The sequence below is a fragment of the Sorangium sp. So ce385 genome, from assembly GCF_051474135.1.
Taxonomy (GTDB): domain Bacteria; phylum Myxococcota_A; class Polyangia; order Polyangiales; family Polyangiaceae; genus Sorangium; species Sorangium cellulosum_D.
This window is the reverse complement of the sequence record NZ_CP150337.1, coordinates 6,587,003-6,610,562: the sequence shown is the minus strand read 5'-3', so window position 1 is coordinate 6,610,562 and position 23,560 is coordinate 6,587,003. Positions and strand designations below refer to the sequence as shown.

Below are 23,560 nucleotides of genomic sequence, written 5' to 3'. Positions count from 1 at the left end.
TGGCAGCACTCCTTGACGCACCTGGAGCTGCACGACGTCGCGCGTGCGCCAGCGTCGCCTGCTCCCTGAATTAGGATCGGCGAGCGGGCGCGATCGGCACGCACGGGAGAGGTACGCGGCGAAAGTCCAACGCGACGCCGCTTCATGTGCTCGACTGGCGCGCTTCCCGGCGGGTAGCTCTGCACCGCAGACTAGCATGCCGATCGCTCGGACGTGGGCTTGAGACCGCGGGCGTCCCGCGCTCTGCCGCCTCCCACGCTGCTCGCAGGCTGCTTGCAAGTCTTCCTCCCCCCTCCATCGGCGGTCCCATTCGCTTCAGCGCCTCCAGGCGCGCAGCCTCCAGCCTCGACCGGCGTGGCGCCGTCGCCCGGCGCTTCTCCACGAGCTCACCGAGCACCTGCGCCGCGCGCTCCCACTGCTCCGCCGCCCCCGGCGCGTGCGCGATCCTTCGCACGGCGTTCCAGCGCGCTTCAAGCTGATCACACAGGTTGCCGATCTCGGGGTGCAGCCGTGCGATCGCGCGCAGGTGGCACCGGGTCTGCTTGTTCATCTGGAAACACTCTTCCAGGACGTGGCTCGGCGCGCGGACAACTCCGCACGCGAGCTCGTACCAGCGCCGCGAGCTCATGCGTCTACAAAAGCACCGAACCACAAACCTGCCAGGGCGAAGCCTTCATTTTTCCGTTCAACTTTAAAGAGCGTTAAAGCACAGTACAAGAGTCGGCGCCTGGCGAGGGTGACGGCATGAAAGTCTGATGTAACGTGCGACCAAGAGGACGCCGGTTCTCACGTGGCACCGTGACCTGACTGGCATTCGCTGGGGCCCGATCAGGTGACCTCGGTGTGCGGGGTGACCCCTCCGGCGATCCCACCGCCCGGCCGTCGAGCGGGGCCAGCCCTCCCGGCGCCGCGTCCGCCGGCCGCGCGTACGTCCACCTGGACGAGCTCCGCCTGCCGTCAGCCTCCCGTGTGGACGAGCTCCGCGGCCCCGTGCGCCGAGTTCGCGCCCCGCCGCGTGCTCGCGTCCAGGCGCCAGCCCCAGGCCGCCCCGGCGTCCGCCAGGACGAGCTCGCGCAGCGCCGCTCGGGCCGGCCCGCGGTTGTGCCCGGCGCGCGCCGCCCTGTCGCATGCGACAAAACGGAGGTCGGCGGCTCGCCGGAGACGCGCAGCCGACCCCGCGCGAAATTACCAAATCGACCCCTTCGCGCCCCTCCAAAATCGGCCCCTCGGGCGCTCTCTCGAAACGGCCTAACTGCGCGTCATCAGAGCGGGTTCCCCGCCTGACTAGATCCAGGTAACTCGCGACGAGTTACCGGATCGTCGGAATTACCATTTCGGGCCGCCTCACGCGCGCTCGTTCAGGCTCTGTCCCGAACCCGAAACGCCACAACAACGGAGGTTCGGATGTGGCAGGAGTAGCTACCCTCGCGCGGTCGGCGGCTCCAGGCGCGCGGTTGGCGGGCCGCGCTGGCGGGCGACGCTGCTGCACGGGCGGCATCGTGTGCAGCCCCAAGCGTTCGGCAGTCAGCGCGCCGTGACCGCGACCTTCCCGACGGCGCGCTCCGACGAGCCGCCCGCGCGCGAATGAGAACCGTCAGGGAGATGGAGGGGGCTGGGGCCCATCCTGATCAACTTGTTTGAGGGGCGCACAAGGAAGCCCCCTCACTGAACTTGGTGAAGTTCGTCCGAGGGGGCTCCCCTCCGGGTTTCAGGACCGGAGGTAGACCATGCTGGACGACCCCCATCTTGGGCGCGGGTTCTTCAGGATGCTGGTGGAGGTGGACGAGGCGGTGACGCGCCGGGTCGCGGCCGAGGGCTGCCCCGTGTGCGACGGGCCGCTGCACCGGTGCGACTGCGACCGCAAGCCGCGTGGGGCCCTCGTCGCGCCAGCGGGCGAGGCGTTCGCCCGTCGGTTCAGCTTGTGCTGCCGGCGCGAGGGCTGTCGGAAGCGCGCGATGCCGCCGTCGGTGCGCTTCCTCGGGCCGCGGGTCTATTGGGGGGCGGTGGTGATCCTGGCGACCATCGTCGCGCTCGCCCTCCGCGTGCCCGCAGATCCCCGCATGCGCCGACGGCGCCGGTCCGACCGGCGACGTGGGCGCATCTTCGCCGTCGCCTGGGGACGGTGGCACCGTGCTCGCTCGTGTCCAGGCGCATCGCCCCGCTGCGCGGGCGCCTGCGGCGGCCCGGACACGAGCTGCGCGCGGTGCCTCACGCGAACCGTGGGCGACGGCGGAGGGGCGCTCCGCTGGGGGCTCGAGCTCGGGGCAGGTGGGGCTGACTGGCCGCGAGGGTGGCGTCGAGGCGAGCGAGCCCATGACAGCGAGCCTGCGGAAGGGCTGGCGCCCTCCGTTCGTCGAGGCCAGCGCTGGTTTGCAGGTCCACGCAGCTGCGAAAGGGGGCGCCAGTGCAGAACTATATCGGTCTGGATGTTCACGCCGCAAGCAGGACGTTTGCGGTGATTGGGGAGAGCGGCAAGCGGCAGGGGTCGCACGTGGTCGAGACGAACGGCCAAGCGCTCGTGGAGCAACTCAAGACGATCACCGGCAAGAGGCACGTGGCGTTCGAGGAAGGGACGCAAAGCAGGTGGCTCTACGAGATCCTCTCGCCGCACGCGGAGGAGATCGTGGTGGCGATGGTCTCGGAGAGCCGAGGCCAGAAGAGCGACGAGCGCGACGCGTTCCGGCTGGCCGAGCAACTGCGCACGGGAGCGATCAAGACGCGCGTGTTCAAGGAGGTGGGCGAGTACAAGACGCTGGGGGAACTGGGCCGCACCCACGCGATGATCGTGCAGGACGTGGTGCGGGTGCAGAACCGGATCCAAGCGTTGCTTCGGTCGCGCGGCGTGGCCGTGGCGGGCAAGAGCGTGTACTCGGAGCAGGGCCGCGGGGAGTTTTTGGAGAAGCTGCCCAACGCGAGCCGTGCGGCGGCGACGATGCTCTACGCGCAGTACGATGCGGTGGAAGCGGTGCGGCGGCGAGCGGAGAAGGGCCTCGTCGCCGAAGCGCACCGACACCCGATGAGCCGGGTGCTCGAGTCGTGCCCTGGGCCGGGGCCGATCCGGGTGGCGCAGATGATGCCCATCGTCGTGTCGCCGGCGCGGTTCCGGACCAAGCGGCAGTTCTGGTCGTATTGCGGCCTCGGGATCGTGATGCGCTCGACGTCGGACTGGATCCAGAACAAAGAAGGCGGCTGGAGGCGGGCCGAGGTACAGAAGACGCGCGGCTTGAACCTGAATCACAACCGCACGCTGAAGAACGTCTTCAAGGGCGCGGCGACGACGGTGATCACGCAGCTGCCGAACGAGCCGTTGCAACAGGACTACCAGCGGCTGATCGATGCGGGCACGAAGCCGAACCTGGCGAAGCTGACGATCGCCCGCAAGATCGCCGCAATCGCTCTTTCGATGTGGAAGAGCAAGGAGAAGTACGACCTGACGAAGCATCGCAAGCAAGGCTAAAGACTCGTCTCACGTGTGGATTTATCAATCCCCAGCAGCGGTGTAATCGCCGGCGCAGCAGCTGGAGACGAGCAAGGTTCGAGGGTGAGTATCCATGCTTGTCCTGGCCCAGGCGCAGTCGACCTGAGGTCCCTCGGATAGGCTATGCCCCCTCGGAGTACCGAAAGAAGCCATGGTCAGAAGAGGCCCAGATAGAAGGATGGTTCCCGCTCCGTGCGCGAGAACAACAGGGCTTCGATCTCGTCGAGGATGCCAGCGAAAACACCCCAGAAAGGGAGCTACCGTCATCCTCCGTACTGGCCAGCGGTTCCAACGCCAATCGCGGACGCGTGACCGACCGCGAAGCGCTCAAGGCTCGCCGCGCTTGCCAGCTGAACGCGGGCAAGCCCCGTCGCAAAAGCCAGCCGAACCCGGACAAGCCACGCCGCACGTGCCGACTGGGAGCGGACGCCTCCGTTGAAGAGGACGGTCGGCGATCGGGAGGGATCTGGCTTGACACTACGTTCCATAGAAGGACAAGCAAACGCGTTCCGCAAAGCAAGATTCTCGGAGCCGTTGCTGGCTCGTGCAGTCCGACTGTACGAGTTTGTCGACAGAACGGGCCTTATGCGATCAGACAGGCCTTCCACTCGTGAACCGCCTGCGATTACCGCGACGTCGCACCAAGCGGAAGGCATCCTACCGTATAGCTGTACACTACTGGCACCAAGCGGAAGGCATCCTACCGTATAGCTGTACACTACTGGTCGACCCCATTGGCGTCAACCTCCGGCATGGGAAGGTCGGTCGGCTCGGTCAGGCTCACGAGGTGACGATACTCCCGCCGTCGGGCGCTAGAGCCGTCCGGCCGAAGTCCTCGAGTTTAGCGCGGTTTGAACAATCGCGCGGCAGCGGAATAGGTGGACTTCGTAGCGGAATCGGGTCATGTGTGCGCTCACATCGCAGCCGCCGCACAGCAGCGAGTCGTTCGGATTTTTCCGCTCCGGTAGCAGGTTGGCCTGAGGGCCGTCGTCAAGAAAGCGCGCTCGGAGCTCCGAGGTATCCCATGAGGCAACTAGCTCCTTCTGTTCTCATTCTAGTTCTTGCTTGCTCGAGCGAGTCCGCTCCCGGCGACGGCTACAGCCCAGGGGCGAGCGGTTCGAGCTCGGGTGCCGCGGGCTTGGGCGGAACCGATACCAGCTCTGGCGGCGGCGCTGACCCCGCCGGAGCGGGCGGCACGGGCGAGGCCGCTGGCAACAGCTCGGGTGGTACCACTGCGGGGTCCGCAGGCACCGGCACGAGCTCCGGAGGCAGCGACTCGGGCGCGGGCGGTAGCGGCGGCCAGGTCAATCGGCCCGAAGTGGTGCTGGCGGGTGACAATGTGAACGCTAACGGACCGCTCGAGACGACGGTTCAGGACCTCTCGTTCAGCGGCGGTGGCCACATTCTCGTCAGGCCGACGACGCTCACCACCGAGCCCAACAAGAAGCACCCGGTGGCCATTTGGGGTCCGGGCGGAGGTACCCCTCCTCGCGACTACCTACAGCTGCTGACGCGCATGGCCTCGCACGGCTTCGTCCTCGTCGGTATTCGAGAGTCGACGGGCGACGCCGTGCTCATGTCGGCGGCGATCGATTGGCTGGAGGCTCAGGACGCCGATCAGAACAGCCCCATGTACGGCCGCTTGATCCTCGACCGCGTTGGTGTGTTCGGGCACTCGATGGGCGGGCTGTCGTCGGAAGCGGCTGCTCAAACCGATGAGCGCGTCTCCACCGCGTTGCTCAACAACAGCGGCTCCTTCGAGCACAACGCCCTCGTCAATCTCAAGATCCCTGTCGGCATCATCTACGGTGAAACGGGTCAAGAGGCGCCCAACGCCGAGGGTGACTTCAACAACGCCGGCAACAAGGGGCCAGTCTGGCTCGGCAAGATGAAGGGCGGTGGTCACGGCTCGGGGCCTTGGGACGGCGCCGGAGCGAACGTTGCTTGGATGCGTTGGCACCTCGGCGGGGAGAACTCCCGCAAGGACGCGTTCCTCAAAGACGGTGGCGACTACAACAACACGGGCGTGTGGCAGACTCAGTCCAAGAATTGGAACGATTGGAAGAACTGGAACGAGTGACAGGCGGTACACCGAGCGTGAGGGCAAGCTCGAGGGCATGCGTGAGGGCAAGCTCGAGGGCAAGAGGGATACGCCGTTGCGGCTGCTCGCGCGTGCAGGGATCGGGCTCACCGAGAACGAGAGCGCACGCATCCAGGCATGCACCGACATTGCGACCCTCGACCGCTGGATCGATAACGTCCTTGGTGCGAAGACCGCCGCCGAAGTGCTCTCCTGACGACAGCCGAGCGCGATGAGCAGACGCATCAGGCTCTACGACGCGGGCCTCGGCTTGATCATCCCCTACCCGAGCGGGGTCATCTACTCGAACCAGACCTGTGGCCACATTTGTATGCAACCCGAGATTGAGGGTGTATTCGTTCCGTTGGACCCAGACGATGGGTGGCTCGCCCTCACGTCCCACTTCGAGGGACCGAAGTACATGGGTAGCGGCGCTATGCGCGGGCTCGATCACGAGGATGCGGACATCGTTGACCGCGTTCTGTGCGAGTGTCGCATCGTCGGCATCGTGACCGACCGGGCACGTCTCGCGGAATCGCACGAAGCGTGGGTGCACGCGGTGATAGAACGCGAATCTGACTGGAGCCCATTCACGGGGTTCGGGCCATACCCGCGGGCGGGAATCCTCACCTGGCCCAACTCTGACTGAGGAGCGCAGAGCGAGATTGAAATTCGAGCGCGTCGTGGGCGCCGACGAGCTCCCTCGCCGCGGGCCGCGCCGGTCGGCAAGGCTCCTCCTCGCGCGCCGGGTCGAGCGCCGCTACGCCGGCTCCTCCTCCAGCGCCTGCGTGATGGTGACCCCCGCCTCCCGATAAGGAGCGAGCGCGTCCTTCGACACCCCGCGCTCGGTGAAGAGCCACGTCAGCTCGCCCAGCGGCGCGACGACGTACGGAGACACCGTGCCGAGCTTGTCCGCCGTCGCCAGCGCGACGACCTCCGCCGAGGCCTCGACCATCGCCCGCTTCACGTACGACTCGTCCAGATCCACCGTGGTGATGCCGAACGTCGGATCCAGCGTGCACACGCCGAGATAGCAGAGGTCCGCCCGGATCTGCCGCACCCCCGCGATGGTCACCGCGTCCGCGGCGGCCAGCGGATCCTTCCGCATGCGCCCGCCGAGCAGCACCACCTCGACGCGCGGGTGCTCGGACAGCGCGATCGCCACAGGAGGGCTGTTGGTCACGACCGTCGCCTCTAGATCGCGCGGCAGGTGGCGCGCCACAGCCACGTTCGTCGTGCCGCTGTCGATGAACACCACCTGACCCTTCTTGATCAACGTGGCCGCCGCCCGCGCGAGCTCGTCCTTCACGCGCGGCTGCTGCCGCTCCCGCGCAGGGAAGCTCGGGTTCACCCGGGCGAGCGGCAGACCGCCCCCGTGCACCCGCTGCAGCAGCCCCTCGTTCGCCATCTCGCGCAGATCGCGCCGGATCGTGTCCTCCGAGACGCCGAACGCGCGGCTCAGCTCGGCCGCCACCACCTTCCCGTCACGTTCCAGTACGGCGAGAATATGCCGCCGCCGTTCGGCGACCATGAGCCCGGAGTTGTCTGCGTTGTTTTGCACGTTGGTTCCTGTTTGTGCACGAACGTCCTTGCGAAGGCCGTGTTCGGCTGCAAGATTCTTCCTTGATGTTCACGATAATGCACGAAGATTCTGGAACGCTTCCTGCTCACCCTGCCGTCTGCTGGACGGCCATCCTCGATCGGCGCAGCGCCCGCGCCCCGTCCGGCGCGGCGCGGAGGGTGCCGTGATGCTCGCGCCCCCAGCACCCGTCGGCGACGTCGCGCGCGCCCGGCGCGCCGTCTCCGTGATGTTCGTGGCGAACGGCATCGCCTTCGCCTCCTGGGCCGCGCGTGTCCCCGCGGTCCGCGAGCGGCTCGCGCTGCGCGACAGCGCGCTCGGCCTCGCCCTGCTGGGCGTCGCCGTCGGCGCGATGCTGGCCTTTCGCGCCGCCGGGCCGCTCATCGCCCGCTTCGGCAGCCGGCGCGTCACCCGCGTCTCGGCCGTGCTCCTCTGCGCGGCGCTGCCCCTGCCGGCGCTCGCGCCCTCCTTCGCCGCGCTCGTCGCCGCGCTCCTGCTGCTCGGCGCGAGCAACGGCCTCATGGACGTCGCCATGAACGCGCAGGCCGTCGAGGTCGAGCGGCGCCACCGCAGGCCGATCCTCGCCTCGTTCCACGGCATGTTCAGCCTCGGCGGCCTCGTCGGCGCGTCCCTCGGCGCGCTCGCGGCCGACCGGGCGGTGTCGCCCGCGGCGCACCTCTTCGCGGTCGCCGCCGTCCTCGCCGCCGCCGTCACCGCCGCGGGCGCCGCGCTCTCGGCCGACGCGCGCCCCGAGGCCCCGGCCGCGGCGGCCGCCGGCGCCCCGGGGGAGCGCCGCTCGACCCGGCTCCTCCTGCTCGGCCTCATCGCGTTCTGCTCCTCCATCGGCGAGGGCGCGATGGCCAACTGGTCGGCGGTCTACCTCCGCGACGAGCTCCACACCACCGCGGCCGTGGCCGCGACCGGATACGCCGTGTTCTCGCTGGCGATGCTCCTCGGGCGGTTCTCCGGGGACGGGCTGACGCAGCGGTTCGGCGCCGAGCGGCTCGTGCGCACGGCCGCGCTCGTCGTCGCGGCCGGGCTGGGCGCGGCGCTGCTCGTCAACGTCCCGATCGCCATGCTGCTGGGCTTCGGGTGCGTGGGCGCCGGCCTGTCCGTCGTGGTGCCGCTCGTCTTCCGCGCCGGGGCGAGCGCCCCCGGCGTCGCGCCGGGGAGGGCGCTCTCGACGCTCGCCACCATGTCCTACGGCGGCTTCCTCGTCGGGCCGCCGGCGATCGGCCTCGTCGCCGACCTCCTCACCCTGCGCGGCGGGCTCGTCCTCGTCGTGGCGCTGGTCCTCGTCATCGTCGCCCTGGCCCCGGCCGTGGCCCGCGGCTCCGCCGCCGGCGCGCCCGCCGTGTGCCCGCCCGCGTCCTGCCGGCCCGCGCTCAGGGCGCACTGACGCGAGCGTCGCCGCGGGTCGGAGCGCCGGGCCGGAGCGCCGGGCCGGCGCTCGAACGGGCGCCGCCGCTCAGCGCTTGCGCCACACCGTCGCCAGCCACGGCTGCTGCTCGCGCGGCCGGCCCGCGGGGCGGTAGTAATGCTCGATCTCCTCGAACCCGGCGGCGCTCACCTGCTCCCGCCACCGCTCGAGCGACCAGTAACAGCCGTAGCGGTCGCCCGACCACCCCTCGCGATCGTCGCCGCGCGGGTTCGAGCTGAAGAGCACGCCGCGCGGGCGGAGCGCGGCGTGGAGCTCGCGGAGCACGCGCGGCAGCTCGCGGCTCGGGACGTGGAACAGCGACGCATTGGCGAAGATCCCGTCGAAGCGCTCGGCCCCGAGATCGAGGCGCAAAAAATCCTGGTGGAGCACCTCGCACCCGGCGTGCTGCCGCGCCATCTCGACGAACCGCGCCGACCCATCGAGCCCGACCGGGATGTGCCCCGCGGCGCGGAACGCCGCTAGGTCGCGCCCGGGGCCGCAGCCGAGATCGAGGATCGTGAACGGGCCCGCCCCCTCCAGCGCCGCGAGCAGCGCCGCGCGGTTCTGCGAGACGTCGTGATCCCGCGTGCCCTCCCAGAACGACAGGGCGTGATCGTCGTAGTGACCGAGGGTCCTCGCGGTGAGCCGGGAGAGGTCGTCGTCGCGCATGGCGGCAGTGTGCGCCGGGCGGGCCGCGCCGCAAAGGCGGGGGCGTCCCGTCAGGGGGCGTCGAGCCAGGCCTCGAGCGCCGCGGCGAACGCGGACGGAGCGTCGAGCATCAGCCAGTGGCTGGTCCCCGGCAGCACGACGGACGTCAGCGCGGGCCGCAGCACATGCAGGCTCAGCGGCCATGCGTTCGACGGGGCGAGGATGGCGTGGGCGCGGGCGCCCGGGGCCGCGAGGTAGCGGTCCAGCGCGCTCGCGGCCTCGAACTCGAGCAGGTGGCGGGACATGCCGAGCATCTGGTCATGCGGCACGGCGGCGGCGCGCGAGAGCACCGTCTCCCGCGTCGCGGGCGTGCTGCCCGCGAGCGCCTCGTCGAAGGTGGCCACCGCGGTGTCCCGCCAGCCGTCCGCCTCGAGCGCGGCGATATAAGGCTTGAAGTGCTGCGCCTTGCCGGCCGCCGGGACCTGCGAGAAGTCGCGGGGCGGGTCCGCGAGCACGAGGCGGGCGACCCGCTCCGGATGGGCGGCCGCGGCGGCGAGCGCCGCGAGCGCGCCGTAGCTGTGGCCGACGAGCGCCACGCGGGGGAGCGCCAGGGCGTCGAGGACCGCGAGCACGTCGGCCGCGCACGCGGAAGGAGCGTAGTCCGCGTCGGCGGGGGGCTCGGACGCGCCGTGCCCCCGGAGATCGATGGCCACGGCGCGGCGCCGGCCAGAGGCGTGCGCGAGCGGCGCCTCCCAGAAGCCCGCGTGGCCGACCATCCCGTGCACGAGCACGAGGGGCAGCGCTTCGCGCGCGGGATCCGCGCCCGCGGCGGGCGGAGCGCCCGCGGGGGAAGGGGCGCCCGCGGCGGGATGATCGACGACGTGGAGCGCGCCCGCAGGGCCCGCGATGGTCAGGGAACGCATGTGCGTCGGCTACCTCGGTGTGTGCGGCCGCGTGACGGAATCGCGCTGCGCTGCGAGGGCGGAGCGTAGGCGAGGCGCTCGTCCGAAGCAACGCCGCGCACCGCTGAGTTTGCCGGCGAAGGCGCCGCGCGCGAGGGACGCGGCGCCGTCGTCGCGCGCGCGCTCGTCGACACGTCCATCGCCGTCGGCGTGGCGTGCGGCATCGGAGAGGGCGCGACCGCCTCGTCGTCGGGGCGCTTCGGGTGCCTTCCGGTTGACGGCGCCGGAGGGCCCGTCGGATAAGCAGGGCCATGAAGAACGAAGCGGCATGGCGAGAGACGAAGTTCGTCCGGCGGGGCGGCAGGCTGCGCGCGTCGACCGACCTGCGGGAGGTCATCATGGGCTCGCGCCTGACCGGCGACTGCATCGCGAGGCTCTATGACGAGTACCTTCCCCGGTACGCGCACGGGGCCGCGGCGGACCTCGGTTGCGGGACGGTGCCGCTGTACGGGGCCTACCGGAGCCACGTCTCGTCCGTGATCTGCGTGGACTGGAGCAATTCGGCGTTCGAGACGCCGCACCTCGACTTCGAGTGCGATCTGAACGGCGCGCTGCCGCTGGAGGATGCCTCGCTCGACACGCTGATCCTGTCCGACGTGCTCGAGCACATCGCGCGGCCGGAGTCGCTCTGGGCGGAGATGGCGCGGATCCTGCGCCCTGGCGGCGTCGCCTTCGTGAACACGCCGTTCTTCTACTGGGTGCACGGAGAGCCCTACGACTACTACCGGTACACCGAGTTCGCGCACCGTCGTTTGGCAGAGCAGGCCGGGTTCGAGGTGCTGGTCATGGAGCGCATCGGCGGGCTGGTGGAAGTGGCGTGCGACGTCTTCGCGAAGAGCGCCTCCGCCGTTCCCGTGGTGGGGAATCCGATCGCGGCCCTGGCGCAGGGCGTGGTCAGCGCGTGGTCCCGGTCGTCGCCCGGCCGGAAGGTCGCGCACTGGAGCGGCAGGAAATTCCCCTTGGGGTACTTCCTTGTCGCGCGCCGCCTTCCCGCGCCGCCGCAGGCCTAGGGAGCCCGCGCCTTCCGGGGGGCGGGGAGGCTACGCCTCGGCGCGGTGGAGCTCCTGCACGAGCGCGGCGAGCCCCGGCGGCGACGACGTGAAGTGGATGCGCACCACGTCCTCGGCGCGCGGGTCGAGCTCGATCACCTTCGCGTGCAGCTCGCCGCCGAGCTGCTCGGCGAGCGCGACGGACGGGTGGAGCTGGAGGTTCGTGAACGGCGCGGGCCGCGGGTGCAGCCGCAGCACGGCGCCGAAGGGGGAGAGCCCGAGGATGAAGGCGGACTGCGGCTCGCCCTCGACGCGCTTGCCCGCGAGGCGCGCGCACACGACCGGCAGGGGCGACGAGAGCGCGAGGATCTCGACGCGCCGCTCGGGCAGGTAGAGCCGCTCGGGGTTGTCGAGGCCGAGGAGCTCGTGGCACAGCACGCGGTTCGAGAACCCCTTGACCGCCAGCGCGTGGCTCTGGCCGAGCAGGAGGCCGGCGCCGGCGGCCCGGCGCGTGGTGTCCGCGATGAGGATCTGGCGGCCCACCGTGCACGACTCGATGCGGGACGTCAGGTTCACCTGCGAGCCGACCACGCCGTATTTCGTGCGCGCCTCGGAGCCGATGTTGCCGACGACCACCGGGCCGGTGTTGAGCGCGATGCCCATCTGGAGCGTCGGCAGCCCCTCCGCGCTGTTCTTCTCGTTCACCGCGTCCATCGCGATCTGCATCTCGAGCGCGCAGGCGACCGCCCGGCGGGCGTCGTCGCCCGTGGGGAACGGCGCGCCGAAGAGCGCGAGGATCGCGTCGCCGATGAACTCGATGATCGTGCCGCCGCGCGCGATGATGATGCGCGCCATCTCGCCGAGGTAGCCGTTCAGGAGGCGCATCACGACCTCGGGCGGCATGTTCTCGGTCATCGTGGTGAAGCTGCGCAGGTCGGTCATCATGATGGTGACCTCGCGCTCCTCGCCGCCGAGGAGCTGGGCCTCGGGCGAGGAGAGCAGGCGGTTCACCACGTCGTCGCTCAGGTAGCGGCCGAACGTCTTGCGGATGAACTCGCTCTTGACCGACAGCTCCCCGGCGAGCTGCGACAGCTGCTCGCGCGAGCGCTTCAGCGTGAGCTGCGTGTCGAGGCGCCCGAGCAGGATGTCGAAGTCGATGGGCTTCGTCACGTGGTCGTTGGCGCCGAGCTTGAGCGACTCGACGACGTCCTCGCTCGCGCCCCGCGTGGTCACCATGATCACGGGCAGCTCCGCCGCCGACCGGCTCTGGCGCAGGGCGGAGAGCACGCCGAGGCCGCTGATGCCGGGCATGTTCACGTCGAGCAGCACGGCGTCGAAGCGCTCGCGCGCGGCGAGCCCGAGCGCGCGCGGGCCGTCCTCGGCGGCGACGGCGCGGTAGCCGTTGTTCTGCAGCACGCGGCAGAGCACGTCGCGGTTGCCCCGGCTGTCGTCGACCACGAGGATCGCGCCGCGCCCGCCGCCCTCGATCTCGGCGTGGACCGCGGGCTCCTCGCGCGGGGAGGCGACGTTGACGTTCACGCTCGAGGGCGCGTCCTCGTCGCCGTTCTCCATCGCCTGCACGATGCCGAGCAGCTTTCGCGAGGCGAGCTCGATGTTGCGGATGTCCTCGATGTGCTGCGGCGCGACCTTGCCCTGCAGCGACGCGACGAGCAGCCGCGTGTAGCCGAGGATCTGGTTGATGGGCGTGTACGGGTCGTGCCCGCCGCCGTGCGGCTCGTGGAGCCGCTGCGGCTCGCGCGCCGCCGCCGGGCGGGCCGACGGCTGGTGCGAAGGCTGCTGGTGCGATGACGGCGCGGCGGGCGTGATGCGCCTGCCCGGCGACGAGGCCGGCGCGTGGCCGCGGCCCCCGTCCTCGTGGCGCGCCATCTCCGGCACGCGCGAGCTCGGCGGCTCGGGCGGCTGGGTCGCGGGCATGGTGGGCGGGCCCTCGGGCGGGTCCCACCGATCGAACGGATCCTGCAACGCGTGGCCGCTGCGCGCCGCGGCCGCGCCGAGCGGCCGCTCGCGCCAGCGCGCGTCCGGCGAGGGGTGGCCGCCGTGCACCGCGCCCGTGGCGCTCGGCCGATCGCGCCGCACGCGCGCGTCGGTCGGGAAGTGGCTGCCGCGGGCCGGGGCGGCCGGGTGCTGCGGGGGCGGGAGGGTGCTGCCGCCGCGGTTCGACGCCGGCGCCGGCGGCAGGCAGCTGCTGTTGTTGCGCGCCGGGGGCGGCGCCGGCGGCACGTAGCTGCCGCTCGTGTTGCCGCGCGACGGGATCGTCTCCGGCGGGGTCCCTCGCGACGACACTGGGCTGACCGGTGCCTTTTTGTTCGCGTCCTTGTCGGAGGGGGATCGGGTCATAGCTACGGCGATTCTACGCCTGCGCGCGTCCGGGCAACGATGGATGACACCTGGGCTTCAATTTTTATCGCACCTCGACACCGTGATCCACGGCGGGTGGATTTCCTCCGCCGGCGCAACGCGCGCTCCGGGGGCGTCCGGGCTGTCCGGGTGAACTCGTTCAGTGAGCCGGCATCCCGAAACCGAGAGAGGTGTTGGCCGCCTCCCGGGTGAGCTGGCCTGTCGCAGCGCGTGATGACAGGCACGTCTCGGACGCCGAGCTCCCCATCGGAGTCGTCCGGTCCCCGCGACTCCTGCGCTGCATGACCGACATGAGCGCCGGCGGTCGCGCGGCCTGGAGGCGATTCGCTTCATGGTCTCTGCGCGATCCATCAAGGCATCTCGAAGCCAAATGAAAGACTTTTTTTGAAGTCAAGCGTCTCCTCTCTTCCCGCGAGCCTCGCTGGCGGCTGCTGGGCCTCCGCGGGCGAGGGCCGTCGCCGAGGGGCACGGGCGGCGGGCGAGCGCTGCAGTGTCGAGCGACGTCCCGGCGGGCTCATCGTGCACGGCGAGGTGAGCCGATGCGTGAAACCGCACCGGATCGCGGGCCATGGCCGCACGACAGCCATGTTTGTACCCTGCTTCCCCACCTGATCATCGGGTGGCGCACACGCGCGCCGGGGGCGGAAGGCGGCGCGCGAAATTTCTCCGATCGCGCGTGCTCCGTGTGGAGTAGCATCGCTCAACTCGTCGACGAAGGGGCAACATGCATAAGGCGCGCAAGAACCTCACCCATTTCACGATGGATGGCTTCCACGGCTTCCGGAGCCGTTTTGATGACGTGAAGCTGGCGCAGGAGCTTCTGGAGGAGGTGCCCGGCGTGCTCCGGCTGAAGCCGGTGATGCCTCCCTTCATCCTCCCGTACTACAACGGCGTCGTGGCCGAGGACTGCGGCATCAGCGCCTTCGTGCTGCTGCTCGGCGGCCACCTGACGATCCACACCTTCAGCTTCCGCGAGTGCTTCTTCGCGGATCTGGTGTACCCGGGGGCCTTCGATCCCCAGCGCGTCCAGATGATGCTCCAGACGACGCTCCCGTGCCGCAGCGTGTTCACGCAGACGGTCGATCGCGGCGAGGGCGGAGATCTCCAGGAGCGCCGGGGGCACGAGGTGGTGAGCCCCGAGGCCGACTTCGGTCCCCACCTCTTCCTGCAGTTCAGCCCGTACCGCGGGCCGACGTCGCTCGACGCGCTCTTCGACATCTTCGATCACCTGCCCGCGAAGATCGGGATGACGCCGATCATGCGGCCCTTCGTGGTGAAGACCGCCACGAAGGACGGGGTCCCGGTGATCAGCGCGATGGTGATGATCGCCGAGTCGCACATCACGCTGCACATTTTCCCCGACAGCGACGAGGCGTTCTTCGATCTGTTCAGCTGCAAGTTCTTCGACGTGGAGCCGGTCGTGCGGGTGCTGGCCGAGCAGCTCGGCGGCAACGTCACCGAGCAGGTGCTCGTCCCCCGCGGCCAGCGCTACCTGCAGCTCAGGACCGAGCGCCCGCACGTGATGAGCCACGTGAACCAGTGGCTCGCCGCCTCGCACCCCGGCGTCTACGCGCGGATGCCGGGCGACGGGGGGCCGCTCGGGCCGAAGCCCTCGAAGGGCTGAGCAGGGCTGAGCAGGGCTGAGCAGGGGACAGACCGCCCGGGCGCGAGTGCGCGCCCAGGGCGCCACGCGAGAGGACGGCAAGAGACGTAGCCGTCGAGACAGAAGCAGCCGCCAAGAGGAGACGGGATGGGCTTCATCCTCTCTCTTCTTGGCGTCTCTGCTTTGTGTCTCTTCATCCATGCTCTCGTCGGCCGGCCGCGGCCTACCACGACGAGACGACCTCGCGGGACGAGGGCGAGGGGCGATTCGCTCGCTCTCCGTCGCCGTGTGCGATGAGCGCGCCTCCGGGATCTCCCGACATCGCCCGCGCAAGAGCATGATTTCGACCGAAGGGGCGATATTTGTGCTCCTGTGCGCCCATGCGCCGACATCGGTGCATGGTCGATGCGCGTCCACGCCGCTAACTGCCCATGATTGCTCGGGAATCCTCGGCGAGGGCCTCGGCGATGGCCGCGGTGGTGGCCCCGAGCGCGGCGCCGCGGGAGAGCACTTGTTTCCCTTGCAGAGCGTATGAAGGCGTCGTAGTGATCTAGGTACGCGAGTTTTGGGCTAGAGCTGACATGAACCACCAGCTCGGGCCTCTTTCGAGTAAGGAGTAGCAGAGGTATGCCCCTGCACACCGGACAGATGGTGACCCCTGCGCTGCGGCTCGTACGCATCCTCCGGCGGGGCGGGATGGGGAGCATCTGGGTCGCCGAGCGCCTTCCGCTGAAGTCGCAGGTGGCCGTGAAGTTCATGTCGCCCGAGTTCGTGGACGACCCGGGCTACGTGGAGCGGTTCCGGCGAGAGGCGGTCGCGGCGGCGCAGATCACGAGCCCGCACGTCGCCCAGGTCCTCGATCACGGGCTCACGGCGGAGGGCATGCCGTACATCGCGATGGAGCTGCTCCGCGGCGAGGACCTCCGGGCCCGCATCCGCCGCCTGGGCCGGCTGCCGCTCGGCGAGGTGGCGCGCATCGTGACGCAGGCGGCGAAGGCGCTGGGGCAGGCGCACCGGCTCGGCATCGTCCACCGCGACATCAAGCCGGACAACCTGTTCCTGACCGAGGTGGACGGGGAGACCTTCGTCAAGGTGCTCGACTTCGGCATCGCCCGGCGGGCCCGGGACATGAGCGTCACCTCGACCGGGAACGTCGTGGGGACGCCGCTCTACATGAGCCCCGAGCAGCTCATCAGCTCGAAGGACCTCGATTTCCGCGCGGATCTCTGGTCGCTCGGCGTCGTCGCCTACCACGCGATCACCGGGCAGGCCCCGTTCTCCGGGGATTCGCTCGCGGCGCTGACGCTGCTCGTGCACACCGCCAAGTTCAAGCCGCCGAGCGCGCTCCGGCCCGAGGCGCCCCCCGCCCTCGACGACTGGATGCGCAGGGCGCTTCAGCTCGACCCGAGCGCGCGCTTCGGGTCCGCCAAGGAGATGGCCGACGCGCTGGAGCGGGCGCTCTCGCCGCGCACGCGCGGCGCCGAGGCGTGGGCCACGACCGGCGACACGGGCGCGGAGAGCCCGATCACGATGCGCGTCCCGAGCGCGCCGGAGACCGCGGTCACCCGTCGCCACCCCGCGCCGGCGCCCTCGGCGTTCGCGCTGGCGGAGACGGATCCCTGCGAGGCCGACGTCCCCGATCGCACGACGACGGTCATGATGACGACCGCGAGCCGCAAGAAGCTCAGGCCGCCCTCGGTGCGGCTCGCCACGGCCGCCGCCCTCGGCGTGATGCTCGCCGGCGCCGGCGTGTTCCTCGGCGCCCGCTACGGCGCGCCCGTGGCCGACGGCGCCGCGCTCGCCGCCGTCGCCCCCCGCAGCGCCGCGATGGCCGGCGCGACCGAGGCGACGCTCCTCGCCAGCGTCGTGGAGACGCAGCGGCAGCTGCGCGCGCCGGAGATCCCGGAGCCCGCCCCGGCCGCCGCCGCGGCGACCCAGCCCGACGCCGCGCCGGCGACCGAGGCGGTCCGACCGGCCGCGAAGAAGCCCGCCGCGCGCCCCGCGCGGACCCCGGGGCGGGCCAAGCCTGCCCCGTCGACGGTGCGGGTCAACCGGCGCATCAAGCCCTTCCCCCGCAACGACATCGCCATGCACCGGTAGAGCGCCGATCACGTCGAGCGAGCGAAGAGGGAACCGAGAAGACGCCAAGGGCCCCACGGTGTCGTCTTCTTCTCGGCGTCCTCGGCGCCTTGGGGGTTCGAAGTTTCGCTCGCCCGTCAGCGCGCGCGCAGCGCGTCCGCGGTCGCCTGGTCCGCAGGGAAGAACGACTCGACCGCGAGCTCGGACAGGGTGACGTCGACCGGCGTGCCGAAGACCATCGTCGTGCTGAGGAAGCTCAGGACGCCGTGCTCGGTCCGGAGCCTGAGCGGGACCGCGATGGCCACCGGGCTCGCCTCGCGGCCGGGCGCCGAGCGCCGCGAGCCCTCGGGCGGCGGCGGATAGCGGCTGAGATCCTCGAGGAGCTTCACCAGGACGGGGTCGGCGCTCACCTCGATCTGGCGGCGCAGGCGGGCAAGGAGGTGCGCGCGCCACTCGGCGGCGTTCTCGATGCGCGGCGCGAGGCCCTGGGGGTGCAAGCTCAGGTGCAGCACGTTGATCGGGGGCCGGAGCAGGGCAGGGTCGGCGCCGGCCAGGAGCGGGCCGAGCGCCCCGTTCGCGGCGACGAGGGTCCAGTGCCGATCGACGGCGACCGCCGGATACGGCTCGTGGCCCGCGAGCACGAGATCGACCGCCTTGCGCGCCGCCGCGAGCGCGGGATCGTCGAGGCTGCGCTCGGGATAGAGCGGCGCGAACCCCGCGGCCACGAGGAGCTGGTTGCGGTCGCGCAGGGGCACGTCGAGGCGCTCCGCCAGGTGGATCACCATCTCGCGGCTCGGCTGCGCGCGGCCGGTCTCGAGGAAGCTCAGGTGGCGCGTCGAGATGTCGGCCTGACAGGCGAGATCCAGCTGGCTCATGCGGCGGCGCTGGCGCCACTCGCGCAAGAGACCCCCGACCGGAGGATGGGCGCTCATCATCGAGAGCGACCCTAGCACGCCGGAAAATGACGCCCATTACCTGGGAGGTAATCGATCCCGACCCCGGCGCCGCGCATCGTATGCCGTGTCGGAGCACCACTCCCAGCGAAAGGAACTCGCCATGTCGTTCATGACCTCTCCTCATTTCCTGCGCCGCGCCCTCCTCGCCGATGCCGTCGTCAGCGGCGCCACTGGCCTGCTCATGGTCGCGGCCGCGGCGCCGCTCGCCGGCCTCACCGGCCTGCCCGAGGCGCTGTTCCGCTGGGCCGGCGCGAGCCTCTTGCCGTTCGCGGCCCTCGTGGCCTGGCTCGGCACGCGGGAGAAGCCGGCCCGCGGGGCGGTCCTCGCCGTCGTCGTCACGAACGCGCTCTGGGTCGTCGACAGCGTGCTCCTCCTCGCGCTCGGGGGGTTCGAGCCGACGGCGCTCGGCTATGCGTTCGTCGCGGTGCAGGCGCTCGCCGTGGCGCTCTTCGCCGAGGCGCAGGCGATCGGGCTGCGCCGCGCGCAAGCGCCGGCCTGAGCGGCAGGGCGCGGGCTCGGGGGCGGCTCGAGCTCAACGGCCCGAGGGCGCCTCCTTGCGGCGGGCCTCGAAGAGCTCGACGAGGAAATCGACGAAGACGCGCGCGCGCGGCAGGAGGTGCCGGCTCCTCGGGTAGAGCGCGTGAACGGGGTACGTGAGGCTCGGGTCGCGGAGCGGCGCGGCCTCGAGCTCGCCGCGCGCGATCGCGCCCTCGACGTGGAAGTCGAACGAGTAGAGGAGCCCGAGCCCGGCGATCGCGCCGTGCAGCAGGAGGTCGGCGTCGTTCGTGTTGAAGCGCGCCTCCACGGCGGCGGCCGGCGGCAGCCGGCCGTCGGCGAAGCGGTAGGGCGTGGGGCGCCCGTCCCGGAGGAAGCCGAGGCACGCGTGGCGCGCGAGGTCCTCGAGGCGCTTCGGCCGGCCGTGCCGGCGAAAATACGCGGGCGAGCCGCAGATCAGCGTGCGGATCTCACCGAGGCGCCGCGCGACGAGCGACGAGTCGCCGAGCTCTCCGATGCGCAGCGTGACGTCGACCCCCTCCGCCACCGGGTCGATGTACTGGTCGCGCAGCGTCAGCTCGAGCCGGATGCGCGGGTAGCGGCGGAGGAAGTCCGGGATCTTCGGCCCGAGGAGCGTCCGCCCCAGCACGACCGCCGCGTCGACGCGCAGCGCGCCCGCGGGGGCCGTGCGCGCGCCCTTGAGCGTCTCGGTCGCGGCCCGGTACTCCTCGACGATGCGCGCGCCCCGATCGAGGAACGCGGCGCCGTCCTCGGTCAGCCGGAGCGACCTCGTGGTGCGCGCGAGCAGCTGGACGCCGAGCTCGTCCTCGAGGCGGGCGATGCGGCGGCTGACCGCGGAGGCCGTGACGCCGAGGCGCTTGGCCCCGGCGGCGAAGCTGCCCGCCTGTACCGTCGTCACGAAGAACTCGATGCTCGTCAGCGTGTCCACGGCGATTCGTTCTACTCTGGAACGAGACAAGTGTCACCGATGCCTCTAACGCACAGAGTGGAATGAATTAACCTCCGCTCAGGCGCTCGACGGAGCCGCGCGCCGGCCGGAGCACGGCCGCGGGCGGCGAGGGCGCCGGGAACACCGCTGTTCCGCCGCGGCGCTCTCCGCGCCGCGGCGGCGCATTCGATGGGCTTTCGAGCAGAGGAGCGCGCGATGAACAGGCGAATGAGAGCATGGGTCTTGGAGGGTGGGTTCGGGACCGAGCACCTGCGGCCGGTCGAGCTGCCCGTCCCGGCGCCGAAGCGCGGCCAGGTCGTCGTCCGGATCCGGGCGGCGTCGCTCAATTATCGGGATCTGATGGTGATCGACGGCCAGTTCGATAGATCCCTCTCGACGCCGCTCGTGCCGCTCTCCGACGGCGCGGGCGAGGTGGTCGCCGTCGGCGAGGACGCGCACCGGCTGCGCGTCGGGGATCGCGTCGCCACCCTGTTTCAGCAGAAGTGGCTCGGCGGGCGGCCCACGTTCAGGACGACCCTCGAGTCGAGCCTCGGTTATCCGCGGGGCGGGGTGCTCGCCGAGCAGGTCGTGCTCGACGAGGATGGGCTGGTCGTGCTCCCGCCGGCGCTGACCTTCGAGGAGGGCTCGACCCTGCCGATCGCCGGCGTGACCGCGTGGCAGGCGCTCCACGTCGACGCGCCCGCGCGGCCGGGCGACACCGTCCTCGTGCTCGGGACCGGCGGGGTCGCCGTGTTCGCGATCCAGCTGGCGCGCGCGTCCGGCGCGCGGGTGATCGTCACGTCGAGCAGCGACGAGAAGCTCGCGCGGGCGCGCGAGCTGGGCGCGACCGACCTCATCAACTACCGCTCGACGCCCGACTGGGACGCGCGCGCGCTCGAGCTGACGGGCGGCGTCGGCGTCGACCTCGTCGTCGACATGGCGGGCGGCGACCTGCGGCGATCGGTGCGCGCGCTGCGCCCCGGCGGCCAGGTGAGCCTCGTCGGCCTGCTCGCGGGCGCCTCCGCGGAGCTCGACGTGGTCCCGATGCTGCTGCGGCGCGCCCGCATCCAGGCCATCAGCGTGGGCAGCCGCGACATGTTCGAGGACCTCGTGCGGGCCGTGGCGCACCACCGCATCCGGCCGGTGATCCACCGCGTCTACCCGTTCGAGGCCGCGCGGGAGGCGATGGAGGCGCTGCGGCGGGGCGAGCACGTCGGCAAGCTCGTGATCGCGGTCGGTTGAGGGAGCCGGTCCGCGAGCGACGCGCTACTTGCCCTTCTCGGCCGCGATGGCGGCCTGCACGGCGGGGCGGGCGCCGACGCGGTCCTTGTACTGGCCGAGGACGGGCCAGCCGCCGAGATCGACGGCGGCGAACCTCGTCCAGGTGAGCACGGTATAGAGGTAGCCGTCCGCCACCGTGAACTGCTCGCCGAGGAGGTACGTGGCGCCGTCGAGCCGCTGCGCCACGTAACCGAAGCGCTGGCCCAGGTAGGCGCGCGCAGCGCTCTTCTGCTCCTCCGGCGCCCTCGGCTTGAAGAGGGGCGCGAACTGCTTGTGCAGCTCGGTGCCGATGAAGTTGAGCCACTCCTGGAGCCGGTAGCGACCGAGGGTGCCCGCAGGCGGCGCGAGCCCGGATTCGGGCCTCCGATCGGCGATGTACTGGACGATCGCCGGCCCCTCGGTGAGCACCTCGCCGCTCTCGATCTCGAGCGCGGGGACGTAGCCCTTGGGGTTGATCAGGGTGAAGTCGGCGCCCGATCTCGTCTTCTTCGTGCCGAGGTGGACGCGCTCGAGGTCGAACTCCAGGCCAGCCTCGCGCAGCGCGATGTGGGGAGACAGCGAGCACGTGCCGGGGCTGAAATACAGCTTCATCGTGGCCTCCGTGGTGAGGAACGGGCGTCAGCGCGGCGGCTCCGCGCCGCGGGGCGGGGCAGGGTCGATCAGCGGATCGGCGTAGACCCCGGGGGTGGAGTCGGGGATGAGCGTCGCGCCGACCGTGCGCGCGTAGAACTCGGCGGGCCCGACGCCGCCGATGATGCCGTACGCATAGCCCATCTGCGCGAGGCCGTGCAGCGAGGCGAGGAGCAGCGCCTTGCCGACCCCCTGGCCGCGCTCGCTGTCGGCGACCCCGGTCGGGCCGAAGAAGCCGCGGCGGGTGCACTCGTAGGCGGAGAAGCCGATCACCTCGCCGCCGCGGATGGCGAGATAGACGCTGACGGGCTTGTTCGCGTAACCGACGCTGATCTCATCGGCCCAGTACGTCGTGAAGTGTTGCTTGACGAACTGCCGGACGCGCGTGATCTCGTAAGGCGCCGCCCGCCGGACGACCACGGAGGCTCGGCGCATCGCCTCGAGTGACGGTTCGAGCGGCGGCAGCTTGAGCAGGTTGACGAGCATGTCGGACATGGGCCCTCCCGAGCGACGAGATGACGAGCGCGGAGAGCGGCCCGGAAAGCGAGCCCGCTCCGGCCGGCGTTCTACCAGGATCGGGGCGAGCAGGCGACGCGACGGCGCGCGCCGCGCGCTGGGGAGCGCGCGGGCCGCGCTGGTTACTTCAACGTGTCGGGATCGACGCCGAGCTCCCTGAGCTTCTCCGCCAGCCGCGCCGCCCGCCGCTCGGCGGACTCGGCCCGCTGCTCGGCGGACTCGGCCCGCTGGGCGAGCTCCTTGCCGGCCGGCACGAGCTCGCCCTCGCGGGTGAAGAAGCGGAGCTGTCCCTCCGCGACGCCCAGGAACAGCTCGAGCTGCGCGCTCCAGAGGCGGCCCGAGGCGTCGGGAGAGAGCGGCTCGTACTGCCCATCGACGAGATGGAAGCCCGAGAGCTCGAGCGTCTCCGGATGGAACCAGAAGTAGTCCGGCGTCCGGAAGACGTCCTGGTACGTCTGCTTCTTGAGGCCGCGATCGATGCTCTCGGTGCTGTCCGAGAGCACCTCCACGATCACGTTCGGATACCGGCCGTCCTCCTCCCAGACGACCCAGCTCTTGCGCGGCCTCCGCTCGGTGCCGAGCACGACGAAGAAATCGGGACCCCGGAAGTGCTCGGACTTGAGCTGGCGAGGGCTGAAGTAGATCGTCAGGTTGCCGGCCGCGAAGAAATCCGTCCGCTCCTTCCAGAAGAGCTCCAGGCTCTCGAGCAGCAGGAGCATCTGGATGAGGTGCACATAGCTCTCCATGGGCGGCTCGTTGCTGTCCAGATCGCCCGGAGGAGCGACGACGTCCGGGTCGACGATCTCCACCGGCATCGAGAAGGCCAGGGACGCCATGCCTCCAGCCTGCCGGAGGATGTACACCGCAGCAAGGTCCGCGGCGCATCTTCTCAACGCGGCTCGGGCTTACGGATCCAGGCGTCGTTCAGTTCCCCCATTTCCCCGTCCCCGCCTGCCCGGCCACGAGCAGCCGCGCTTCGGGCGCCCTCCAGTCGCGCGCGCCCGTGAACCGGAGCGCCAGCGTGCCGTCCGGGCGCACGAGGAACGTGTCGGGCAGCGTCGAGACCCCGAGCCGCCGCCCGAGCGCGGGCGAGCCGGCCCGCACGACCTCGGGCGGCACCTCGCCGTCGAAGAAGGCGCGCACGACCTCCCAGCTCTCGTCGACGCTCACGGCGACGAGCTCGACGTCCCCGCGCCGCCGGAGCTCCCGGCCGAGATCGAGCAGGGCAGGGAGCTCGGCGCGGCACGGACCGCACCACGTGGCCCAGACGTGGAGCAGCACGGCCCGGCCGCGCAGCGCGCTCAGGCGAAGCTCGCTCCCGTCCGGCCGCGTCAGGACCTCGTCCGGCGCCAGCTCGGCCCCGGAGAGCGGCTCGTGCGCGAAGGGGCGCCCCGGCCGCCCCGCGTCGCGGCGGTGCTCCACCGCCCAGTAAAGGCCCACCGCGAGCGCCTGGAGGAGCATCAGGACGCCGGCGGCGCGGGAGGCAGCGCGGAGGTGCGGGTGCGCGCCCATCGGT

Annotated in this window: 20 protein-coding genes; 10 read left to right on the top strand and 10 right to left on the bottom strand. The window is 71.1% G+C overall.

Annotated elements, in window-relative coordinates; translation table 11 throughout:
• Positions 1-2,404: 2,404 nt before the first annotated feature.
• From WME83_RS24160 to WME83_RS24145, 4 genes are all read left to right on the top strand, one after another.
• Complete coding sequence (locus WME83_RS24160) at positions 2,405-3,457, top strand: IS110 family transposase (RefSeq protein ID WP_437321630.1); 1,053 nt, start codon at positions 2,405-2,407, stop codon at positions 3,455-3,457.
• 1,159 nt (positions 3,458-4,616) lie between these two features.
• On the top strand, positions 4,617-5,558 hold the full coding sequence (locus tag WME83_RS24155; protein ID WP_437321629.1) for a poly(ethylene terephthalate) hydrolase family protein: 942 nt from the start codon (positions 4,617-4,619) through the stop codon (positions 5,556-5,558).
• A 37-nt stretch (positions 5,559-5,595) separates the two neighbouring features.
• A complete protein-coding gene (locus tag WME83_RS24150) occupies positions 5,596-5,775 on the top strand; it encodes a hypothetical protein (protein WP_437321628.1) in 180 nt (59 codons plus the stop codon).
• A 15-nt stretch (positions 5,776-5,790) separates the two neighbouring features.
• Positions 5,791-6,207, top strand: coding sequence for a DUF6210 family protein (locus WME83_RS24145; protein ID WP_437321627.1), 417 nt, complete (start codon positions 5,791-5,793; stop codon positions 6,205-6,207).
• A 111-nt stretch (positions 6,208-6,318) separates the two neighbouring features.
• Here the strand turns inward: WME83_RS24145 and WME83_RS24140 are convergent, their stop codons facing one another.
• Entirely contained in the window at positions 6,319-7,119 is an 801-nt protein-coding gene (locus WME83_RS24140; protein WP_437321626.1) for a DeoR/GlpR family DNA-binding transcription regulator, read from the bottom strand.
• A gap of 187 nt (positions 7,120-7,306) precedes the next feature.
• On the opposite strand from WME83_RS24140, the gene WME83_RS24135 reads away from it, so the two are divergent.
• Entirely contained in the window at positions 7,307-8,536 is a 1,230-nt protein-coding gene (locus WME83_RS24135) for an MFS transporter (RefSeq protein ID WP_437322035.1), read from the top strand.
• A 69-nt stretch (positions 8,537-8,605) separates the two neighbouring features.
• Here the strand turns inward: WME83_RS24135 and WME83_RS24130 are convergent, their stop codons facing one another.
• Positions 8,606-9,226, bottom strand: a complete 621-nt coding sequence (locus WME83_RS24130; RefSeq protein WP_437321625.1) for a class I SAM-dependent methyltransferase — start codon at positions 9,224-9,226, stop codon at positions 8,606-8,608.
• 50 nt (positions 9,227-9,276) lie between these two features.
• Positions 9,277-10,128 (bottom strand): alpha/beta fold hydrolase, encoded by an 852-nt coding sequence (locus tag WME83_RS24125; RefSeq protein ID WP_437321624.1) that lies wholly within the window; start codon positions 10,126-10,128, stop codon positions 9,277-9,279.
• 290 nt (positions 10,129-10,418) lie between these two features.
• Here WME83_RS24125 and WME83_RS24120 point away from each other — a divergent pair, with 290 nt between their 5' ends.
• Positions 10,419-11,177: a class I SAM-dependent methyltransferase gene (locus tag WME83_RS24120; protein ID WP_437321623.1), complete on the top strand. Its 759-nt coding sequence runs from the start codon at positions 10,419-10,421 to the stop codon at positions 11,175-11,177.
• Positions 11,178-11,207: 30 nt separating this feature from the next.
• On the opposite strand, the gene WME83_RS24115 is transcribed toward WME83_RS24120, so the two are convergent.
• Complete coding sequence (locus WME83_RS24115; protein ID WP_437321622.1) at positions 11,208-13,514, bottom strand: response regulator; 2,307 nt, start codon at positions 13,512-13,514, stop codon at positions 11,208-11,210.
• A gap of 745 nt (positions 13,515-14,259) precedes the next feature.
• Here WME83_RS24115 and WME83_RS24110 point away from each other — a divergent pair.
• The gene (locus tag WME83_RS24110) at positions 14,260-15,159 is read left to right on the top strand and encodes an S-adenosylmethionine decarboxylase (RefSeq protein ID WP_020736745.1); all 900 of its coding nucleotides are present in this window, start codon (positions 14,260-14,262) and stop codon (positions 15,157-15,159) included.
• Positions 15,160-15,765: 606 nt separating this feature from the next.
• A complete protein-coding gene (locus WME83_RS24105) occupies positions 15,766-17,238 on the top strand; it encodes a serine/threonine-protein kinase (protein ID WP_437321621.1) in 1,473 nt (490 codons plus the stop codon).
• Positions 17,239-17,354: 116 nt separating this feature from the next.
• Here the strand turns inward: WME83_RS24105 and WME83_RS24100 are convergent, their stop codons facing one another.
• Positions 17,355-18,152, bottom strand: coding sequence for a helix-turn-helix domain-containing protein (locus WME83_RS24100; protein ID WP_437321620.1), 798 nt, complete (start codon positions 18,150-18,152; stop codon positions 17,355-17,357).
• Positions 18,153-18,273: 121 nt separating this feature from the next.
• On the opposite strand from WME83_RS24100, the gene WME83_RS24095 reads away from it, so the two are divergent.
• Entirely contained in the window at positions 18,274-18,672 is a 399-nt protein-coding gene (locus WME83_RS24095; RefSeq protein ID WP_437321619.1) for a hypothetical protein, read from the top strand.
• Positions 18,673-18,705: 33 nt separating this feature from the next.
• On the opposite strand, the gene WME83_RS24090 is transcribed toward WME83_RS24095, so the two are convergent.
• Positions 18,706-19,617: a LysR family transcriptional regulator gene (locus WME83_RS24090; protein ID WP_437321618.1), complete on the bottom strand. Its 912-nt coding sequence runs from the start codon at positions 19,615-19,617 to the stop codon at positions 18,706-18,708.
• Positions 19,618-19,833: 216 nt separating this feature from the next.
• On the opposite strand from WME83_RS24090, the gene WME83_RS24085 reads away from it, so the two are divergent.
• On the top strand, positions 19,834-20,859 hold the full coding sequence (locus WME83_RS24085; RefSeq protein WP_437321617.1) for a zinc-dependent alcohol dehydrogenase family protein: 1,026 nt from the start codon (positions 19,834-19,836) through the stop codon (positions 20,857-20,859).
• Positions 20,860-20,883: 24 nt separating this feature from the next.
• Here WME83_RS24085 and gstA read toward each other — a convergent pair whose 3' ends face one another.
• The 4 genes from gstA to WME83_RS24065 all read right to left on the bottom strand — a co-directional run bounded on the left by gstA (position 20,884) and on the right by WME83_RS24065 (position 23,556).
• Positions 20,884-21,489 carry a glutathione transferase GstA gene (gene gstA / locus WME83_RS24080; RefSeq protein ID WP_437321616.1) on the bottom strand — a complete coding sequence of 202 codons (606 nt, stop codon included), beginning with the start codon at positions 21,487-21,489 and terminating at the stop codon, positions 20,884-20,886.
• Positions 21,490-21,516: 27 nt separating this feature from the next.
• A complete protein-coding gene (locus WME83_RS24075) occupies positions 21,517-22,023 on the bottom strand; it encodes a GNAT family N-acetyltransferase (RefSeq protein ID WP_437321615.1) in 507 nt (168 codons plus the stop codon).
• A gap of 143 nt (positions 22,024-22,166) precedes the next feature.
• On the bottom strand, positions 22,167-22,880 hold the full coding sequence (locus tag WME83_RS24070) for a Uma2 family endonuclease (protein ID WP_437321614.1): 714 nt from the start codon (positions 22,878-22,880) through the stop codon (positions 22,167-22,169).
• 88 nt (positions 22,881-22,968) lie between these two features.
• The gene (locus WME83_RS24065) at positions 22,969-23,556 is read right to left on the bottom strand and encodes a TlpA family protein disulfide reductase (RefSeq protein WP_437321613.1); all 588 of its coding nucleotides are present in this window, start codon (positions 23,554-23,556) and stop codon (positions 22,969-22,971) included.
• Positions 23,557-23,560 lie beyond the last annotated feature (4 nt).